At 67.2% G+C, this 17,177-nt stretch carries 14 protein-coding genes; 8 read left to right on the plus strand and 6 right to left on the minus strand.

The window, feature by feature from the left end; genetic code table 11:
• On the plus strand, positions 1-721 hold a 721-nt coding region (locus tag AC2VLV_RS12810), incomplete at its 5' end, for an L-histidine N(alpha)-methyltransferase (RefSeq protein WP_486990356.1).
• Positions 722-748: 27 nt separating this feature from the next.
• Here the strand turns inward: AC2VLV_RS12810 and AC2VLV_RS12815 are convergent.
• The 4 genes from AC2VLV_RS12815 to AC2VLV_RS12830 all read right to left on the minus strand — a co-directional run bounded on the left by AC2VLV_RS12815 (position 749) and on the right by AC2VLV_RS12830 (position 4,978).
• Positions 749-1,312 (minus strand): response regulator transcription factor, encoded by a 564-nt coding sequence (locus AC2VLV_RS12815; protein ID WP_486990357.1) that lies wholly within the window; start codon positions 1,310-1,312, stop codon positions 749-751.
• Between the two features lie 24 nt (positions 1,313-1,336).
• Entirely contained in the window at positions 1,337-2,689 is a 1,353-nt protein-coding gene (locus AC2VLV_RS12820; RefSeq protein WP_486990358.1) for an ATP-binding protein, read from the minus strand.
• A gap of 82 nt (positions 2,690-2,771) precedes the next feature.
• Positions 2,772-3,752: a quinone oxidoreductase family protein gene (locus tag AC2VLV_RS12825; RefSeq protein ID WP_486990359.1), complete on the minus strand. Its 981-nt coding sequence runs from the start codon at positions 3,750-3,752 to the stop codon at positions 2,772-2,774.
• Positions 3,749-4,978 (minus strand): MFS transporter, encoded by a 1,230-nt coding sequence (locus tag AC2VLV_RS12830; RefSeq protein WP_486990360.1) that lies wholly within the window; start codon positions 4,976-4,978, stop codon positions 3,749-3,751. The genes AC2VLV_RS12825 and AC2VLV_RS12830 overlap by 4 nt, the downstream gene beginning before the upstream one ends.
• 97 nt (positions 4,979-5,075) lie before the next feature.
• On the opposite strand from AC2VLV_RS12830, the gene AC2VLV_RS12835 reads away from it, so the two are divergent.
• The 4 genes from AC2VLV_RS12835 to AC2VLV_RS12850 all read left to right on the plus strand — a co-directional run bounded on the left by AC2VLV_RS12835 (position 5,076) and on the right by AC2VLV_RS12850 (position 9,475).
• Complete coding sequence (locus tag AC2VLV_RS12835; RefSeq protein ID WP_486990361.1) at positions 5,076-5,852, plus strand: response regulator; 777 nt, start codon at positions 5,076-5,078, stop codon at positions 5,850-5,852.
• On the plus strand, positions 5,849-7,219 hold the full coding sequence (locus AC2VLV_RS12840) for an ATP-binding protein (protein ID WP_486990362.1): 1,371 nt from the start codon (positions 5,849-5,851) through the stop codon (positions 7,217-7,219). Before AC2VLV_RS12835 ends, AC2VLV_RS12840 begins: the two co-directional genes overlap by 4 nt.
• A gap of 156 nt (positions 7,220-7,375) precedes the next feature.
• On the plus strand, positions 7,376-8,167 hold the full coding sequence (locus AC2VLV_RS12845; RefSeq protein WP_486990363.1) for a 3-hydroxybutyrate dehydrogenase: 792 nt from the start codon (positions 7,376-7,378) through the stop codon (positions 8,165-8,167).
• A gap of 156 nt (positions 8,168-8,323) precedes the next feature.
• Positions 8,324-9,475, plus strand: coding sequence for a patatin-like phospholipase family protein (locus AC2VLV_RS12850; RefSeq protein ID WP_486990364.1), 1,152 nt, complete (start codon positions 8,324-8,326; stop codon positions 9,473-9,475).
• Positions 9,476-9,498: 23 nt separating this feature from the next.
• Here AC2VLV_RS12850 and AC2VLV_RS12855 read toward each other — a convergent pair whose 3' ends face one another.
• Together AC2VLV_RS12855 and recG are read right to left on the minus strand one after the other, a co-directional pair.
• On the minus strand, positions 9,499-10,446 hold the full coding sequence (locus tag AC2VLV_RS12855) for a LysR substrate-binding domain-containing protein (RefSeq protein WP_486990365.1): 948 nt from the start codon (positions 10,444-10,446) through the stop codon (positions 9,499-9,501).
• Between the two features lie 213 nt (positions 10,447-10,659).
• Positions 10,660-12,819 (minus strand): ATP-dependent DNA helicase RecG, encoded by a 2,160-nt coding sequence (recG, locus tag AC2VLV_RS12860; RefSeq protein WP_486990366.1) that lies wholly within the window; start codon positions 12,817-12,819, stop codon positions 10,660-10,662.
• Between the two features lie 147 nt (positions 12,820-12,966).
• Between recG and AC2VLV_RS12865 the strand changes: the two genes are divergently transcribed.
• The 3 genes from AC2VLV_RS12865 to AC2VLV_RS12875 form a co-directional block, all read left to right on the plus strand.
• Positions 12,967-13,458 (plus strand): hypothetical protein, encoded by a 492-nt coding sequence (locus AC2VLV_RS12865; RefSeq protein ID WP_486990367.1) that lies wholly within the window; start codon positions 12,967-12,969, stop codon positions 13,456-13,458.
• A 101-nt stretch (positions 13,459-13,559) separates the two neighbouring features.
• Entirely contained in the window at positions 13,560-14,654 is a 1,095-nt protein-coding gene (locus AC2VLV_RS12870; RefSeq protein ID WP_486990368.1) for an efflux RND transporter periplasmic adaptor subunit, read from the plus strand.
• Positions 14,651-17,177: efflux RND transporter permease subunit (locus AC2VLV_RS12875; protein ID WP_486990369.1), on the plus strand; the 2,527-nt coding region annotated here is incomplete at its 3' end. The genes AC2VLV_RS12870 and AC2VLV_RS12875, both read left to right, overlap by 4 nt.

The raw sequence follows: 17,177 nt of genomic DNA on the forward strand, positions 1-17,177 counted from the left end.
CGAATTCGGCAGCGGTTCCAGCCGTAAAACCCCGCTGCTGCTGGGCGCCTTGAACGCCCCCGCGAGCTACACCGCCATCGACATCAGCGGCGACTTTTTGCGCCAGTCGGTGCGCGGGCTGCAACTGCGTTTTCCCCAGCTGGATGTGCACGCGCTTGAAGCCGATTTCACCGCCCCGCTGCACTGGCCCGCCGCGTTGGAGGCCGACGTGCGGCAACAGCCCCGCATCGGCTTTTTTCCCGGCTCGACCATCGGCAACTTCACCCCGGAACAGGCGGTGCGCTTTCTGCATGGCGCGGCCCAATTTCTCGGCCCCGGCGCGCATTTGCTCGTCGGCGTGGACGGCACGCAAGACAAGGCCAAACTCATCCCCGCGTATGACGACGCCCGCGGCGTGACGGCGGCGTTCAACCGCAATCTGCTCACCCGCATCAACCGCGAACTCGGCGCTGATTTCAATGTGCAGGCGTTCCGGCATGTGGCCCGCTTCGATCCGGCGCACAGCCGCATCGAGATGCATCTGCTCAGCCCCAGGCCACAGACCGTGCGCCTGCTCGGGCAGAGCTTCGCTTTTACAGAGGGCGAGACCCTGCACACCGAAAATTCCTACAAATACCCGGTGGCGATGTTTCAGCGCCTGGCGCACTCGGCCGGCTGGACGCCGCATAAACACTGGCTCGCCGCCGATACCGATGTCGCGCTGCACTGGCTGCAGCGTTGACGCGGTTCGCCCGGATGGCGCACCGCCTCAACGCGGCTCTGTGTCGGCCGGCGCTTCGCGCACCGGATGCTTGAGCAGCTTGCGCTGCAGGGTGCGGCGGTGCATCTGCAGCGCGCGGGCGGTGGCGGAGATATTGCCGTCGTGCTCGGCCAGCACTTTCTGAATGTGTTCCCACTCCAGCCGATCGACCGGCAGCGGCTGGGCGGCCACGGCCCGGTCGGCCTCGGGTTCGTCTTGATCCAGCGCGGCAAGGATGTCGCCCACCGTCGCCGGTTTGGGCAGATAGTTGGTCGCGCCGAGCTTGATGGCGTCGACCGCAGTGGCGATGCTGGCGTAGCCGGTCAGCAGCAGGATGCGCAGGTCGGGGTAGGCCTCGCGCAGCGGCGCAATCAGGGTCAGACCGCTATCGCCGGGCAGGCGCAGATCGAGCACCGCCGCGTCGAACGCCGCCGTGCCGATGAGCGCTCGCGCGACAGGCGCCGAATCGGCATGCCATACGGAAATGCCACGCCGTTCCATGGAGTTGCGCGTGGCGGCAGCCAGCGCGGCGTCATCTTCGACCAGCAGCAGATTCATCGGTTTGCCATTCATTAATTAAGTGCCTGTTAACGCTATTTATACCCCCGCGTTGTCCCCAGGCGGAGGCATAACAAATAGCGCAGGCCCTAAACGCGGCCATTGCAGCGTGGCGCTCAGCCCGCCGCCCGCGCGGCGCGCCACGGTGAGTGTGCCGCCCAGGCGCTCGATGCCGGCGCGGGCCAGCGCCAGCCCCAAGCCGCGCGTCTCGCCCTTGGTGCTGACGAAATCGTAGCCTGCCCGCGCCAGCCGATCATCTGACAGACCGGGGCCGCGGTCGAGCACATGCACGCGCAGGTGGGTCGCGTCCCAGTCGGCCTCGACTTCCACGGCGTCGGGGCTTGCGTCGGCGGCGTTGTTGAGCAGGCTCACCAGCGCGGCGTTCAGACCCGCATCCACCCGCAGCGCCGGGGGCGAACCTGCGCTGCGCAGTGCGAGCCCCGCCTGCGACTGCGGTCGCATGAGGTGCCAGTGCTCCAGCGTATGCTCCAGCCAGTGCGCCAGCGTTTCGGTCTGGCCGCTGCGGCTGCGGGCGGCACCGGCGGCCGCGGTGATGTGGCCGAGCACGGTGCGAATCTGCGCCACCTGCGCCTGCATGCGCTGCAGTTGGGGGCCGAGTTCGTCGTCACCCGCGTAGTCGGCCTGCAGATCGTCCACCGTCATCGCCAGGGTGGACACGGGCGTGGCAAGTTCATGCGCTGCGGCGGCGGCCTGCATGCCCAGCGCGAACAGATGCTGGTCGCGCAGACCGACTTCACGGCTGCGGGCGAGTTCGACTTCGCGCTCACGCAAGGCCGAAGCCATGCGCGCCACCACCGCCGCCACCAGCAGCGCCGTGATGAGAAAATTGCCCCACATGCCCGTCAGATGCTCGCCGAGCATGCCGGTCGCCACCCCGCAGGCCTCGGTCTGCGGGGTGGGGAAGAATGACACCAGCGAATAGAGCGTGATGACCACCGCCGTCATGGCCCAGACGTAAAGCCCCGGCAAAGCCACCGCACTCAGGACGAGCGGCATCAGCATCAGCGAGATGATGGGGTTGACCTCGCCGCCGCTCCAATACACCAGCAGGGCCAGAATGAGGGCATCGGCCAGCAGGTGGACGAAACCGCCGAAGGCGCCCAAGCCGCGGCGGCTGCGAATCTGCCACCACAGCAGAGCGCCAAGGGCCGCCTGAACGCCGATCAGCCCCAGCACTTTGTAGACCGGCCAGGTGATGTCGAGGAAGTGATGCGCCCAGGGCAGCACCGCCAGTTCGGCCAGCAGCATGACCAGGCGCGCCGCCAGCAGGCGGGTCAGGGTGACAGCAGGCAGAGGTGGCGAAGCAGACGAAGAAGCAGACGCCCCCTGACCGGCAAGGGGCAAACGCGGAATGCGGGAAGACAGCGGCATGCCGCCATTTTAGGAAACCCTTGCGGCACGCCAGTACGCGGTTCTCCCTGCGACGCACTGCCGCAGGGAGAACCCGAGCCTGTTACGGCAGCAGCACCGTCGAGCCGATGGTCTTGCGGGCTTCGAGGTCGCGATGCGCCTGCGCCGCCTCGGCCAGCGGGTAGCGCTGGTTGATGTGAATCTTCACCTGTCCGCTGCGCATCAGCGCGAACAGCGCATCGGCCATTTGCTGCTTCACCACCGGATCGGCCATATGCGTGCCCAGCGTGGGGCGGGTCACAAAAAGCGAACCGGCTGCCGCCAGGTCGGTGATCTTGAACGGCGGCACCGCGCCCGAGGCATTGCCGAAGCTCACCATCAGGCCGAAGGGCTGCAGGCAGGCGAGCGAACGCTCCCAGGTGTCGCGGCCAATCGAGTCATACACCACCGGCACGCCGCGACCGGCGGTGAGGTCTTTGACCCGGGCGACAAAGTCGTCTTTCACATAATCGACGGCGTGGGCGTAGCCGTTCTCCAGCGCCAGCGCGCACTTCGCCGCCGAGCCCGCCGTGCCGATGAGCGTGGCGCCGAGCGCCCGTGCCATCTGCCCCGCAATCAGCCCGACCCCGCCGGCGGCGGCGTGAAACAGCGCCACGTCCCCGGCCTTGAGCGCGCGGGTGCGGTGCAGCAGGTAATACGCGGTCAGCCCTTTGAGCAGGCTGGCGGCGGCCACGTCGAAGGCGATGTCGTCGGGCAGCTTGATGAGCGGGGCCAGCGGCACGATGCGGCGCTGCGCATACGCGCCGGGCGCGCCGGTGCAGTAGCCCACGCGGTCGCCCGCCGCGAAGCCCTCCACCCCCGGCCCCACCGCCTCGATCACCCCGGCGGCTTCACCGCCCAGACTGCCCGGCAGCGGCTGCGGATACAGGCCGGTGCGGTGATACACGTCGATGAAATTCAGCCCGATGGCTTCCTGGCGCACCCGCACCTGGCCGGGGCCGGGATCAGCCAGTTCTTGCTCGCGCCATTGCAGCACTTCGGGGCCGCCGTGTTGGTCAAACCGGATCGCATGGGTTGTCGTCATGTCTCTTCCTTTGTCATTGGTTGTTCGTGCAGCCACAGCCACAGCGCGGGCAGGCACAGCAAGGCCAGTGCCGCGGCCAAGGTGAACAGGGCCGCCGCGCCGATGGTCTGCCACAGCCAGCCGGCGCCGATGGCCGCGAGCAATTGCATCAGCCCGATGGTCAGGTGATACAGACCGAACGCGGTGCCGCGCAGTTGCGGCGGCGCGGCTTCGGCCACGGCTGCTGAGAGTAATCCCTGCGTGAGCCCCATGTGCAGCCCCCAAAGCGCAACCCCCAGCCAGAACCCGGGCATTCCCAGAGGCAATGCACCGCCGAGCAACAACATGGAAGCCGCCAGCACCGACAGCCCCAGGCCGAACAGCCGCTTGCGCCCCCAGCGCGCCGCCAGCAGACCCACGGGGTAGGCCGACAGCGCGTAGGCCAGCGACAGCACCAGCGTGACCAGCGCGATCCACACCACTGACACACCGATCTGGTCGCCCCGCAACACCAGAAACGCCTCGGTCAGCCGCGCCACGGTAAACAGCGCGGCCAGACTGACGACCTGCCAGAACGCCGCAGGCAGCTCACGCGCCGCGCGCCAGTCCAGCCCCTTTTTGCTCGACTTGGCTACGGCCAGACCGGCGTCAACCCGGCGCGGCTCGCGCACCCCGAAAGCCAGAATCGCCACCGCGATCACCGCCGGAATCACCCCGAACCACAGCACCAGCCGCAGGTTGTCGGCATACACCGCCAGCAGGCCGATGGCCGCCAGCGGGCCGAGTACCGCGCCCACGGTATCGAGACTTTGTCGCAGGCCGTAAGCGGCATTGTGCAGCGCGGGCGGCGTGGCGTCGGCCACCAGCGCATCGCGCGGCGCACCGCGGATGCCCTTGCCGATGCGGTCGATGAAACGCGCCGCAATCACCTCGCCCGCACCCGACGCCAGCGGAAACAGCGGCTTGGTCAGCGCCGACAGGCCATAGCCCGCCACTGCCAGCCACTTGCGCGACCCAATGCGGTCTGACCACACGCCCGACACCACCTTGAGCATCGACGCGGTGGCCTCGGCAATGCCCTCGACCACCCCCACGCTGAGCACGCTCAGCCCCAGCACCGTGGTCATGTAAACCGGCAGCAGGGCGTGGATGAGTTCGGACGACATGTCCATGAACAGGCTGACAAAACCCAGCATCCACACGGTGCGGGGCAAGCGGCTGCTCGTTGGATCAGAAGGGAGTTGCATGCGGAATTTTGTGGTGCGTGGCCCTGTGCCGGGCGTTAAGCGCAGTCTAAGCGCCTGCCGCTAAAGTCCGGTCTGTATCCATTTGCAATCCAGCCCCATGCGCCTGCTCCTGGTTGAAGATGATGTGATGATCGGCGAAAGCGTGCTCGACGCCTTGCGGGGCGAGGGCTACGCGGTGGACTGGGTGCGCGACGGCGCGGTAGCCGACTCGGCGCTGCGCACCGAGCAGTACGACCTGGTGCTGCTCGATCTGGGCCTGCCCAAGATGGACGGCATCGCCGTACTCAAGGCGCTGCGCACGCGGCGCGAAACCACCCCGGTGCTCATCGCCACCGCGCGCGATGCCGTCTCGGCGCGCATCGCCGGGCTCGACGCCGGGGCCGACGACTATGTGCTCAAGCCCTACGACCTCGACGAACTTTCCGCCCGCATCCGCGCCCTGCTGCGCCGCGCCGCGGGCCGCGCCGAGCCGGTGTTCAGCTACGGCCGCATCAGCCTGAACCCGGCCACACACGAAGCCCTGCTCGACGGCGAGCCGGTGGCCCTGTCGCAACGCGAGTGGGCCGTGCTCGAAGCGCTCATCGCCCGCCCCGGCATGATTCTGTCGCGCGCCCAGCTCGAAGAAAAACTCTATAGCTGGAAGGACGAGATTTCGAGTAACGCGGTGGAGGTGTACGTTCACAGCCTGCGCAAAAAGCTGGGGCCCGACCTCATCCGCAACATCCGCGGCATGGGCTACATGATCGCCAAGGAGCCCGCGCCCGCAAGCCCGAGCCGTGATGGCGGCGGTGACGGCCGCCACACGCCAGAAGCCGATAGCGTTGACGATGGCGGAGATAGCGGCGATGGCGGTGGCGATGGGGGCGGCGATTGAAATCCCTGCGCGCCCGGCTGCTGCTGCTGCTCTCAGTCGCCGTCACCCTCGCGGCGCTGGTGCAGGCCGTGGCCGTGTTCCGCAACGCCATGAACGAGGCCGATGCGGTGTTCGACTATCACCTGCAGCAACTCGCGCTCAGCCTCGCCAGCGGCGACATGGGCCTGCCCGGTTTCGGCCCCAATGTCAGCGCGGGCAACGATGTCGACTATGTCGTGCAGGTCTGGGCGCCCGATGGCAAACGCATTTACGTCTCGCGCCCGCGCAGCGAGCTGCCCAGCCAGGCCGTGCTGGGCTACACCAATGTGCGCGTCAACGGCGAGCAGTGGCGCGTCTATTCCATGCAGGCCGGGGGACGCACCATTCAGGTCGGCCAAAGCATTGCCACGCGGCAGGCGCTGGCGCTGGGATTTGCGCTGCGCTCCATCTGGCCGATGGCCGTCATCGCGCCGCTGCTGCTGCTGGCCGTCGCCTGGGTGGTGCGGCGCTCGCTGCGGCCGCTGAGCGATCTGTCGCGCGAACTGGAGAACCGCGCCGCCACCAGTTTCGACCCGCTCGACCCGCACCCCGTGGTCAGCGAAATGCAGCCCGTGGTGCGCGCGATGAACGGCCTGTTCTCGCGCACCCGCCAGGCCTTCGACACCCAGCGCATGTTCGTGGCCGACGCCGCGCATGAACTGCGCTCGCCGCTGGCCGCGCTCAAGGTGCAGGTGCAGATGCTCGGCCGCGCGCACGACGCTGCCCAGCGCGGCGTGGCGCTGGCCCGGCTGGAAAGCGGCATCGACCGCGCCAGCCATCTGGTCGAACAACTGCTGCTGCTGGCGCGCAACGAGTCGGGCGCCGAAGAAGCGCTCAGCGAGGTGAGCCTGCTCGACACCGCGCGCCTGGCCCTGTCCGACACGGCCGAACTCGCCCAGACCCGCGGCGTGGACGCCGGGCTGGAAGACGCCGAAGACTGCACCGTGCTCGCGCCGGCCAGCGGCCTGCGCATTCTGGTGCGCAACCTCTTGGACAACGCCCTGCGCTACACCCCTTCGGGCGGCCAGGTGGACGTGCGGGTGCGCTGCGAAATGCAGCCCGCGCCGCCCGCCGAGCAAGCGGCCGAGGGCGCAGCCGGGCCCCGTCGCATGGCCGTGCTCGAAGTGGACGATTCCGGCCCCGGCATTCCGCCCGAAGACCGCGATCGCGTGTTCGACCGCTTCTATCGCCGCGAAAACGCCCCGCCCGGCGGCAGCGGCCTGGGTCTGGCCATCGTGCGCAGCGTGGCCGAGCGCTGCGACGCCCGCATCGAACTCGACACCTCCCCACTGGGCGGGCTGCGGGTGCGGGTGATTTTTGCGCCCACAGGGCCCACGCTCCCGAGCTGAAAAAAAACCGGCGCTTGGCGGCCTTCAGTCCAGGTTAAGGCCCATCACCGAGTCTTTAGAGAAGAAGGCGCTGCTGCGCTTGCCGCGTTGCAGCAATTGCGTTTCAATCGATTCACTGACCCGCTTGCTTTGCTACTTTCCACCAGGAGACCCCCCATGACCATGCAACTCAGCCTCAAGGACAAAACCGCCATCATCACCGGCGCCGCCAGCGGCATCGGCAAAGAGATTGCCGAAACCTATGCCAAGGCCGGCGCCAAAGTCGCCATCGCCGACCTGAATCTCGACGCCGCCAACGCCACCGCCGAAGCCATCAACAAGGCCGGCGGCAAAGCCATGGGCGTGGCGATGAACGTGACCGACGAGGCGCAGGTGAACGCCGGCTGCGCGGCGGTGGCCAAGGCCTTCGGCCCGGTGGACATTCTGGTGTCGAACGCCGGCATTCAGATCGTCAACCCCATTGAAGATTTCGCCTTTGCAGACTGGAAAAAGCTGCTCGCCATTCATCTCGACGGCGCCTTCCTCACCACCAAGGCGGTGCTGCCGGGCATGTACGCCAAGAAGGGCGGCGTGGTCATTTACATGGGCTCGGTGCATTCGCACGAGGCCAGCAAGCTCAAGAGCGCCTACGTCACCGCCAAGCATGGCCTGCTGGGGCTGGCGCGGGTGCTGGCCAAGGAAGGCGGGCCCAATGGCGTGCGCTCGCATGTCATCTGCCCGGGTTTCGTGCGCACCCCGCTGGTGGAAAAGCAGATTCCCGAGCAGGCCAAGGAGTTGAACATCAGCGAAGACGAGGTGATTAAAAACGTGATGCTGAAAGACACGGTGGATGGCGAGTTCACCACCACCGCCGACATCGCCAATCTCGCGCTGTTTCTGGCCGCCTTCCCCACAGCCGCGCTCACCGGCCAGTCCATCGTCGCCAGCCACGGCTGGTGCATGAACTAAGAGGCGCAAGTCATGACGACCGCCACGACGACCCGTCTCGCGCAGCGCACAAAGACTGCCTCCTCGTCTGAAGAAGAAACTCGCCGGGCCGCCCCAAGAGTTTCTTCGCCCCCTGGGGGGAGACGTGAGCAAGGCGAGCGTTTCGGGGGGGATCTCATGCCGTCCTGCCGCGCTGATGCCGTGCTGGCGCAGGTGCGACATTACGACCGCATCGCCCTGGTGCTTCAAGGCGGCGGGGCGCTGGGCGCCTACCAGTGCGGCGTGGTGGAGGCGCTGGAAGACTGCGGCGTGCATCCGCACTGGGTGGCCGGCATTTCCATCGGCTCCATCAACGCGGCGCTGATTGCGGGCAACCCACCGGGACAACGCGCAGCCGCCTTGCGCACGTTCTGGGAAACCGTCACCCAGCAGCCGCTGCTGCCCACCCTACCCTGGGAACACGGCGCCGCGCTCGACTGGATTCCCGAGCCCCTGCAACCCCAGCTTGCTGTCATGCAGGGGCTGCGCGCCATACTCGAAGGTCAGCGGGGCTTTTTTCTGCCGCGCTGGCCGCTAGGCGGCAACAACCCGGCGAAAGCCAGCTTTTACGACACCACGCCGCTGCGCGACACGCTGGAAAAGCTGGTCGATTTCGACCGGCTCAACAGCGGCGAAACCCGCATCAGCGTGGGCGCGGTGAATGTGCGCAACGGCAACCAGGTGGTGTTCGACAGCGCCGAGATGCGGCTCGGCCCCGAGCACATCATGGCCTCGGGCGCGCTGCCGCCGGGTTTTCCGGCGGTGGAGATCGACGGCGAGTTCTACTGGGACGGCGGGCTGGTGTCGAACACGCCCTTGTCGCAGGTGCTGGGCGGCCATCCCAGCCACCACACCCTGGTGTTCCAGGTCGATCTGTGGAGCGCGGCGGGTGAAGTGCCGCAGAATTTGATGGACGTGGCCGAGCGGCAGAAAGACATCCAGTATTCCAGCCGTACGCGCATCATCACCTCCACCCTGCAGCGGGCGCAGGAGCAGCGCCACATCCTGCGCGATCTGCTGCAGCGCATTCCGCCCAACAAACGCGACGCGCTGTGCCAGCAGGTGCAGGAAATGGCGCAGGACAAACGCTACAACGTCATCCACCTGATCTACCGCGACAAAGCCTTCGACGGCCAGGGCAAGGACTACGCCTTCGGCCGCGCCGAAATGCGCTCCCACTGGCAAAGCGGCCTCGACGACATGCACCGCACCCTCGACCACCCGGACTGGTTCGCCCTGCCCAGCGCCGAGCAGGGCTTCGTCACCCACGACGTGCACACGCAGGCCTGAGTAGCAGCCCCTTTGGGGAGCTTTTAGGGCGTCAGCAGAGTGACGCCCCGGAGATCGCAGGCCATGACGGCCTGCCGCAGCGCGGCAATGGCTTCATGCCGGGTGAAGCTCTTGCGCCACACCAGCACCACGCGGCGCGTGGGCGGCGGATCGGAAAACGGCACATAACAGACGTGATCGGTGCTCGGATCGGCCGCATGCGGCACGTCCTGTCGCGGCACCGACAGTTTGGGCACCACGGTGATGCCCATGCCCGAGGCCACCATCTGCTTGATGGTCTCCAGCGACGATCCCTCGAAACTCTTGCGGATGCCTTCCGAGCTGGGCGAAAACCGCGCAAATTCCGGGCAGACTTCGAGCACGTGGTCGCGAAAGCAGTGGCCGGTGCCGAGCAGCAGCATGGTCTCGTCCTTGATCGCCTCGGCGCTCAGCTCCTTGCACGTCGCCATCGCATGGGTGCGCGGCACGGCCACGAGGAAGGGCTCGTCATACAGCGGCGAAACCGCCAGCCCCTGATCGGGAAAGGGCTCGGCCAGAATCGCCGCGTCAAGCTCGCCGGTGCGCAACATTTCCAGCAGGCGGGTGGTGAAATTTTCCTGCAGCATCAGCGGCATCTGCGGGCTGCGCTTGATGACGTTGCGCACCAGCTCGGGCAGCAGATAGGGCGCAATGGTGTAGATCACCCCCAGCCGCAGCGGCCCGGCCAGCGGGTCTTTGCCGCGCTTGGCAAGCTCCTTGATGGCCGCGGCCTGCTCGATGACGCGCTGCGCCTGCTCGACGATGGATTCGCCGATGGGCGTGACGCTGACTTCATTGCCGCCGCGCTCGAACAGACGCACATCCAGTTCTTCTTCAAGCTTTTTGATGGCGACCGACAGGGTGGGCTGGCTGACGAAACAGGCCTCGGCAGCCCGGCCAAAATGCCGCTCGCGAGCGACGGCGACGATATAGCGTAATTCTGTCAGAGTCATAGAAAGAATTAAAACAGAAACGCCGTCAGATTGTGTTAATCAATGCAAGTGCGCCATGAGAAAACGCAGGGCCGCCCCAAGTTTTCTTGTCCACCTCGCAGCTTGCAAGCTGCTCGGATTCGGCTCCGTCCAAGCTGCCGCAGGGTAGCTTGGAGCCGCGGGCCTCATCCCCCTCGGGGGCCTGACGCGAACGCGGTAGGTCTGGGGGCGCCCTCAGGCGCTCAGCCAGTCGAACCCTTCGCCCAGCCAGCGCGCGGCGTGTTGCCGAGCGGCCTCGGGTGCGGCGACCAGCAGACGTTGCGCGGTGTCGCGAGCGGCTTCGAGCAGATCAATGTCTTGCGCCAGATCGGCGTAGCGCAGGCCGGGCACGCCCGACTGCCGCAGACCCAGCAGTTCGCCCGGCCCGCGCAGTTCGAGGTCTTTCTGCGCCAGGGCGAAGCCATCGGTGAGTTCGCGCATCGCCGCCAAGCGCTCACGCGCCGTGGGCGACAGCGGCGAGGTGAACAGCAGCACGCAATCCGACTGCGCCGCACCCCGCCCTACCCGCCCGCGCAGCTGGTGCAACTGCGACAGCCCGAAGCGCTCGGCATGTTCGATCACCATGAGGCTGGCGTTGGGCACGTCCACCCCCACCTCGATGACCGTGGTGGCGACGAGCAGGCCGATTTCGCCCGCGCTGAACGCCTGCATGGTGGCGCGCTTTTCCTGCGCCTTCATGCGCCCGTGCAGCAGGCCGACTTGCACCGCCCCCTGACCGGACATCGTCGCCAGCGCGGCGCTGAGTTCGGCGTGGGTGGCCACGGCGTTTTGCAGATCGAGCGTTTCGCTTTCCTCAACGAGAGGGCAGACCCAATAGGCCTGCCGCCCCTGCGCGGTCAAGGCGCCGACCCGGGCGATGAGCTCGTCGCGCCGATCCGTGCTGACCACGCTGGTGCGCACCGGCGTTCTGCCCGGCGGCAAGACATCGATGGTGGACACGTCCAGATCGCCGAACAGCGCCATGGCCAGGGTGCGCGGAATGGGCGTGGCGCTCATCATCAGCAGATGCGGCTGCAGGCCGCTGCCCTGCGTGCCCGCGCGCAGGCTGTCGCGCAGGGCCAGGCGCTGCGCCACGCCGAAGCGATGCTGCTCGTCCACGATCGCCAGCCCCAGCCGGGCAAAACGCACCTGCGCCTGAATGACGGCGTGGGTGCCCAGCACGAGCTGCGCCTGCCCGCTGGCCACGCACTGCAACGCTGCCTCGCGCTCTTTTTTCGTCTGGCTGCCCGAAAGCCAGGCGACACCCACACCCAAGGGCTCCAGCCAGTCGGCGAGCTTGCGCGCGTGTTGCGCCGCGAGAATTTCGGTCGGCGCCATGAGCGCGCACTGCCAGCCGGCCGCCACAGCCTGCGCCGCCGCGAGCGCGGCCACTACGGTCTTGCCGCTGCCCACGTCGCCCTGCAGCAGGCGGTGCATCGGCGCGGTCTGCGCCAGATCGGCGGCGATCTCGGTCACGCAGCGCTCCTGAGCTGCCGTGAGGGTGAAGGGGATGGCCGCCCGCAACTGCGACGGGAGGCTGAGCGCCTCGGCCGCTGCGGGCAGTGCCGGTGCCTTCCACCGCTGTCGCTGCGCGCGGGCCTGCTGCTGGGCCAGTTGCTGCGCCAGCAATTCGTCAAACTTCAAGCGCCGTTGCGCCGGATGCGCGCCCGCTTCCAGCGCGGGCAAGGCCGCGGCTGGCGGGGCATGCAGGGTGCGCAGGCTCGAAGGCAGATCGGGCAGATGATGGCGCGTCAGTTCCTCCTGCGGCACAGTGTCGCGCCAGACCAGCCGCTTGAGCGCCCCAGCCACGGCCTTGCGCAAATAGCTCTGCGGCACGCCGGCCGTGGTGGGATAGACCGGCGTGAGCGTGCTCGGCAGGGGCGCGTTGGCGTCCACCAACTTCCAGGTCGGGTGCACCATCTCCCAGCCAAACAAGCCCTGCCGCACCTGCCCATGCACCCGCAGCCGCACCCCGGGCTGCAAGGCTTTGAGCTGATTGGGGTAGAAGTGGAACAGCCGCAGCGTGAGGACAGCGTCGCCCGCTTCCGGCTCATGCAGCCGCACCAGCAACTGCCGACGCGGCGCGCGGCCCTGCACCTGCGTCTCGATTACCACGGCATCCGTGGTAACAATCTCACCGTCGCGCAGCGCCCGCAGCGGCGTGAGCCGCGTTTCATCTTCGTAGCGCAGCGGCAGATGCAGCGCAATGTCCCAGTCGGTGTGCAGACCCAGCCGGGCAAGCGGCGTGGGCCGTGCCGGTTTGACCTTGCCCGCCGGGACTTTGCGAGGCGCGCTTCGCCGCCGCGGCGGATCGGCAGTGGGGTCTTGCTTTGAGGGCTTGCGCGCGGCGGTCATCTGGGCATTCTAAAAATGACAGGATCGTCGTCTGCGCCTGAGCCCGTCATGCCGCACCCGCTGGATGCCGAGCCCCCAAAAATCCCTCCATCCACACGGGTTTTTGTGAGTCTCGTTATAGTTGTTACAAATTCAAGCATTTTGCCCATGTCCAAAGCCCTCTCCACTCTGCGCACAGCCTGGCTCTCCATGCTGGTGCTGCTGCTTGGGCTGGCGCCATTCATTCATGGGCATCTGGGCCAGCCGGTGCAGAATGGCTGGCATATTCATGCGTTGTCGGCCGCGGCGGAAGTGCAGGCCAGTCCGCAATTCAGTTTGCAATCAAGTCCCGACGGTCTGGCCTGTCTTGCCAGCCCCCCTCAGCGCACGGCGCAGCAGTCGGGCTTTGCGCTGCATGCCCCCGAGCCCAGCGATGTGGAACTGGCCTCGGGCATCACCCAATCTCGGCTTTCCCAAATCCGCCTGGCCAGCGTATTGATTGACACTGCAGTCGTGCTGCCGACGTTTGCTTTCACGTCACAGCGCTCTTTGACCGCCACCGAGCCCATCTCTTGGCCGCAAATCTCTGACGACGCGTTTCCGCGCGTCCACCACGGCCTACCGCCTCCCGGTCAGGCTCCGCCCTCCACTCTGGTCTGATTTTTTTCTGCCGCAACACGCGTGAAACACAGGTGCAACCTGTCACGCGGAAGATGGCCCCCCAGTCCCAGATGGAGCCCGGCGCATGGCCGGGATGCAAGATGCCCCAATTCTTTTTGTCGCGCAGCCCGCTGGCGTGCGCCGTGTCCGCCAGCCTGTTGAGCCTGGCGCTCGTTTCCCTGCCCGCTGCCGCACAACCCGCCTCGCCTGGCGTCATCGCCATGACGGCCGACCAGCAAACCGCGCTCGGCGTGCGGCTTGCCACGGTGCAGGCCGCCACTGCCGCGCAGATCGACCTGCCCGCCCGCGTAACGGTGCCGCTGTCGCAGCAGGCAGTGGTTTCTGCTCCTGCCGCGGGAATGATCACCCGCCTGCGGGTCAACCCCGGAGATACGGTGAAAAGCGGCCAGGCGCTGGCCGAGCTCAGCAGCCCGCAAATTGCCCAGTTGCAGCGCGAACGCAGCGAGGCGCAGAGCCGCTATGACCTGGCGCAGCGCCAGTTGCAGCGCGACACCCTGCTGGTGAACGAGGGCATCGTACCCGGCGCGCGGCTCGAGGCTGCCCGCGCGCAGAGCCGCGAGGCGCAGGCCATGCTGGCCGAGCGCAATCTGGCGCTCAAGCTGGCCGCTGGCGGCGCTGCGCTCAACGGCGTGGCCGTGTTGCGCGCGCCCATTGCTGGGGTCATCACCGAAACGACAGCCCTGCCAGGGCAGCGGGTCGACATGTCTGCTGCGCTGTTTCGCATTGCGCAGCAAGGCCAGTTGTGGCTGGAAATAGAAGCCAGTCCTCAGCAGGCGAGCGCCCTTCAAGTGGGCGCCGAAGTGGAGGCGCCCGCACTGCAGGCGCGAGGGGTGGTGCAGGCCAAGGCCGTCGCGCTGAACGCGGGACAGAGCGTGCTGATTCGCGTGCGTGTCACGCAGCCAGGCAACCTGCAGGCGGGCGGGGTAGTGCAGGCACGGCTGAGTCTGCCGGCGCAGGCCGGGGTGTGGCGCGTACCGCCCGCCGCGGTGACGCAGATCAACGGCCGCGATGCGGTGTTGGTCACCGATCCGGCGGGCTTCCGCATCGTGCCCGTCACAGTGGCCGGCCGCCTGAATGACGCCGTGATGGTCAGCGGCCCGCTGAAGACTGGTGACAAGGTGGCGGCCACCGGCGTGGTGGCGATCAAGGCAGCCGCTGGCGAGGTGGCGCCATGAATTTGATGTTTCTCACTCATGGCGCGTTGCGCCAACGTCTGCTGACCATCGGCGCGATGCTGGCGCTGGTGGCGGGCGGCATTTTTGCCTGGCGCGCATTGCCCATCGACGCCTTTCCCGACGTGTCATCGCCTCAAGTCAAGATCATCATGAAAGTGCCGGGCATGACCCCGGAGGAGGTGGAGACGCGGGTCGTTCTGCCCATCGAGCAAGAGGTGCTGGGCATCGCCAACAAGCGCATCGTGCGTTCAGTGTCGAAGTACGGCATTGCCGACATCACGGTGGACTTCGTTGAGGGCACCGATGTGTATTGGGCGCGTCAACAGGTGGGCGAGGCGCTGGCCAATGTGCGCGGCGATCTGCCGGCCTCGGCAGTGGGCGGGCTGGCCCCCATCACCACGCCTTTGTCCGACCTGTACATGTTCACCCTCGAAGGGCCGGCCAGTCTGGAGGAAAAGCGCAGCGCGCTGCAATGGCTCATCCGCCCGGTGCTGCGCACCGTGCCCGGCGTGGCCGATGTGAACATGCTCGGCGGCGATGTGCGCGCCTTCACGGTGCAGCCCGATCCGGCGCGGCTGTCCGCCTGGGGTCTGTCGCTCAATCAGTTGCGCGCCGCGCTGCAGGTCAACAACAGCAATGACGGCGCCGGCCGCCTGGACGAAGGCGAAGAAACCCGCATCGTGCGGGTGCAGGGCGCATTCGCCAACGCCGACGACATTCGCAACACCGTCGTCGCCACGGCGCGCGGCACGCCGGTGCGCATCAGCGATGTGGCGCAGGTCAGCGTGGACAGCAGCACGCGCTACGGCATCGTCACTGCAGACGGCAAGGGCGAGGCGGTCGAAGGCATTGTGCTCGGCCTGCGCGGCGCCAACGCACAGGAGGTGATCCACGGGGTGAAAGCACGTCTGGCCGAACTGGAGCCGCGCCTGCCGCAAGGCATGACCATCAAGGTGTTCTACGACCGCAGCCAATTGGTCGAGCGCGCGGTGGGCACGGTGCTTGAAGCGCTGGGCGAGGCCGTGGTGCTGGTGGTGGTGATGCTGTTGCTGTTCCTCGGCAACTGGCGCGCTGCTCTCGTCGTGGCCATCACCCTGCCGCTGTCGGCGCTGGCGACTTTCATCCTGATGCGCTGGTTTGGCCTGAGCGCCAACCTCATGAGCCTGGGCGGTCTGGCCATTGCCCTGGGCATGCTGGTGGACGCCGCCGTGGTCGTGGTGGAAAACCTGGTGAACCACATGAGCCACGACCCGGAGCAGTCGCCGGATCGCAACCCGGGCGGCGCCACCACCGACCGCCTCGGGCGCATCCTGCGCGGCGTGTCGGAAGTGTCTGGGCCGGTCATCTCCGGCGTGGCCATCATCGCCATCGTGTTCCTGCCGCTGCTCACGCTCGAAGGGCTGGAGGGCAAGCTGTTCCGCCCCGTGGCGCTGACCATCGTGTTCGCGCTGGGCGCGTCGCTGCTCATCGCCCTCACCATCGTGCCGGTGATGGCCTCGCTGTTGCTGAAAACCGCATCGCACACCGACCCCTGGCTGGTGCGCAAACTCTCTGCGGGTTACCGGCGCGTGCTGGACTGGAGCTTCAATCACACCCGCATCGTCGTGACCGTGGCGCTGCTGTCGCTCGTGGCCGCTGGCTGGGCCTACACACGCGTGGGCAAGACCTTCATGCCCACGCTCGATGAGGGCGATGTGATCGTGCAACTGCAAAAGCTGCCGTCAGTCAGCCTCGGCGCCACGGCAGCGCTCGACCTGCGCGTGCAGCAGGCGTTGCTGAAAGAGGTGCCCGAGATCAAGTCCATCGTCGCCCGCAGCGGCTCGGACGATCTAGGCCTCGACCCCATGGGGCTGAACGAGACCGACACCTTTCTGGTGCTCAAACCCATGTCGGAATGGCGCGGCAGCAAGGACGATGTGATCGAGTCCATGCGCAAGGTGCTGGAACGTTTCCCCGGCGTGGATTTTGGCTTCACCCAGCCGATCGAGATGCGCGTGTCCGAAATGCTCACCGGCAGCCGCGGCGATCTGGTGGTGAAAATCTTCGGGCCAGACATCGCCCAGCTTGGCGACCTGTCTCAACAGGTGGCCGAGACGCTCAAGGCCGTGCCCGGCGCACAAGAAGTTCTGGCCGCCCGACCGGAAGGCGTGCAATACCTCACGGTGCAGGTCGATCGGCTTGCCGCGGGCCGCGCCGGATTTGACGTGGACAGCCTGCAGCAAGACCTGCGCGCCCTGGTTGAAGGCCAGCCGCAAGGCATGGTGCTCGAAGGCGTGCGCCGCACCCCGCTGCTGCTGCGCGCTAGCGCCGATTTGCGCAGCAATCCGCAGGCATTTGCGCACGTGATGATCACCGCGCCAGACGGCACCGCCTATCCGCTGTCGCAACTCGCCAGGCTCACCCCCACGCAAGGCCCGGTGCTGGTAGCGCATGAAGACGGCAGCCGCTTCGCCTCGGTGCAGGCCAATGTGAGCGGACGCGATCTGGTGAGCTATGTCGATGACGCCAAGAAGGCCGTGGCCG

The sequence above is a fragment of the Thiomonas sp. TH-17 genome (assembly GCF_057473305.1).

Excerpts from the sequence above, each read along its gene's own strand:
- AC2VLV_RS12835 (WP_486990361.1), top strand. The coding sequence starts at position 5,076 with ATGCGCCTGCTCCTGGTTGAAGATGATGTGATGATCGGCGAAAGCGTG.
- AC2VLV_RS12815 (WP_486990357.1), bottom strand. The coding sequence starts at position 1,312 with ATGAATGGCAAACCGATGAATCTGCTGCTGGTCGAAGATGACGCCGCG.
- recG (WP_486990366.1), bottom strand. The coding sequence starts at position 12,819 with ATGACCGCCGCGCGCAAGCCCTCAAAGCAAGACCCCACTGCCGATCCG.
- AC2VLV_RS12865 (WP_486990367.1), top strand. The coding sequence starts at position 12,967 with ATGTCCAAAGCCCTCTCCACTCTGCGCACAGCCTGGCTCTCCATGCTG.
- AC2VLV_RS12845 (WP_486990363.1), top strand. The coding sequence starts at position 7,376 with ATGACCATGCAACTCAGCCTCAAGGACAAAACCGCCATCATCACCGGC.
- AC2VLV_RS12855 (WP_486990365.1), bottom strand. The coding sequence starts at position 10,446 with ATGACTCTGACAGAATTACGCTATATCGTCGCCGTCGCTCGCGAGCGG.
- AC2VLV_RS12870 (WP_486990368.1), top strand. The coding sequence starts at position 13,560 with ATGCCCCAATTCTTTTTGTCGCGCAGCCCGCTGGCGTGCGCCGTGTCC.
- AC2VLV_RS12830 (WP_486990360.1), bottom strand. The coding sequence starts at position 4,978 with ATGCAACTCCCTTCTGATCCAACGAGCAGCCGCTTGCCCCGCACCGTG.
- AC2VLV_RS12850 (WP_486990364.1), top strand. The coding sequence starts at position 8,324 with ATGCCGTCCTGCCGCGCTGATGCCGTGCTGGCGCAGGTGCGACATTAC.
- AC2VLV_RS12820 (WP_486990358.1), bottom strand. The coding sequence starts at position 2,689 with ATGCCGCTGTCTTCCCGCATTCCGCGTTTGCCCCTTGCCGGTCAGGGG.
- AC2VLV_RS12825 (WP_486990359.1), bottom strand. The coding sequence starts at position 3,752 with ATGACGACAACCCATGCGATCCGGTTTGACCAACACGGCGGCCCCGAA.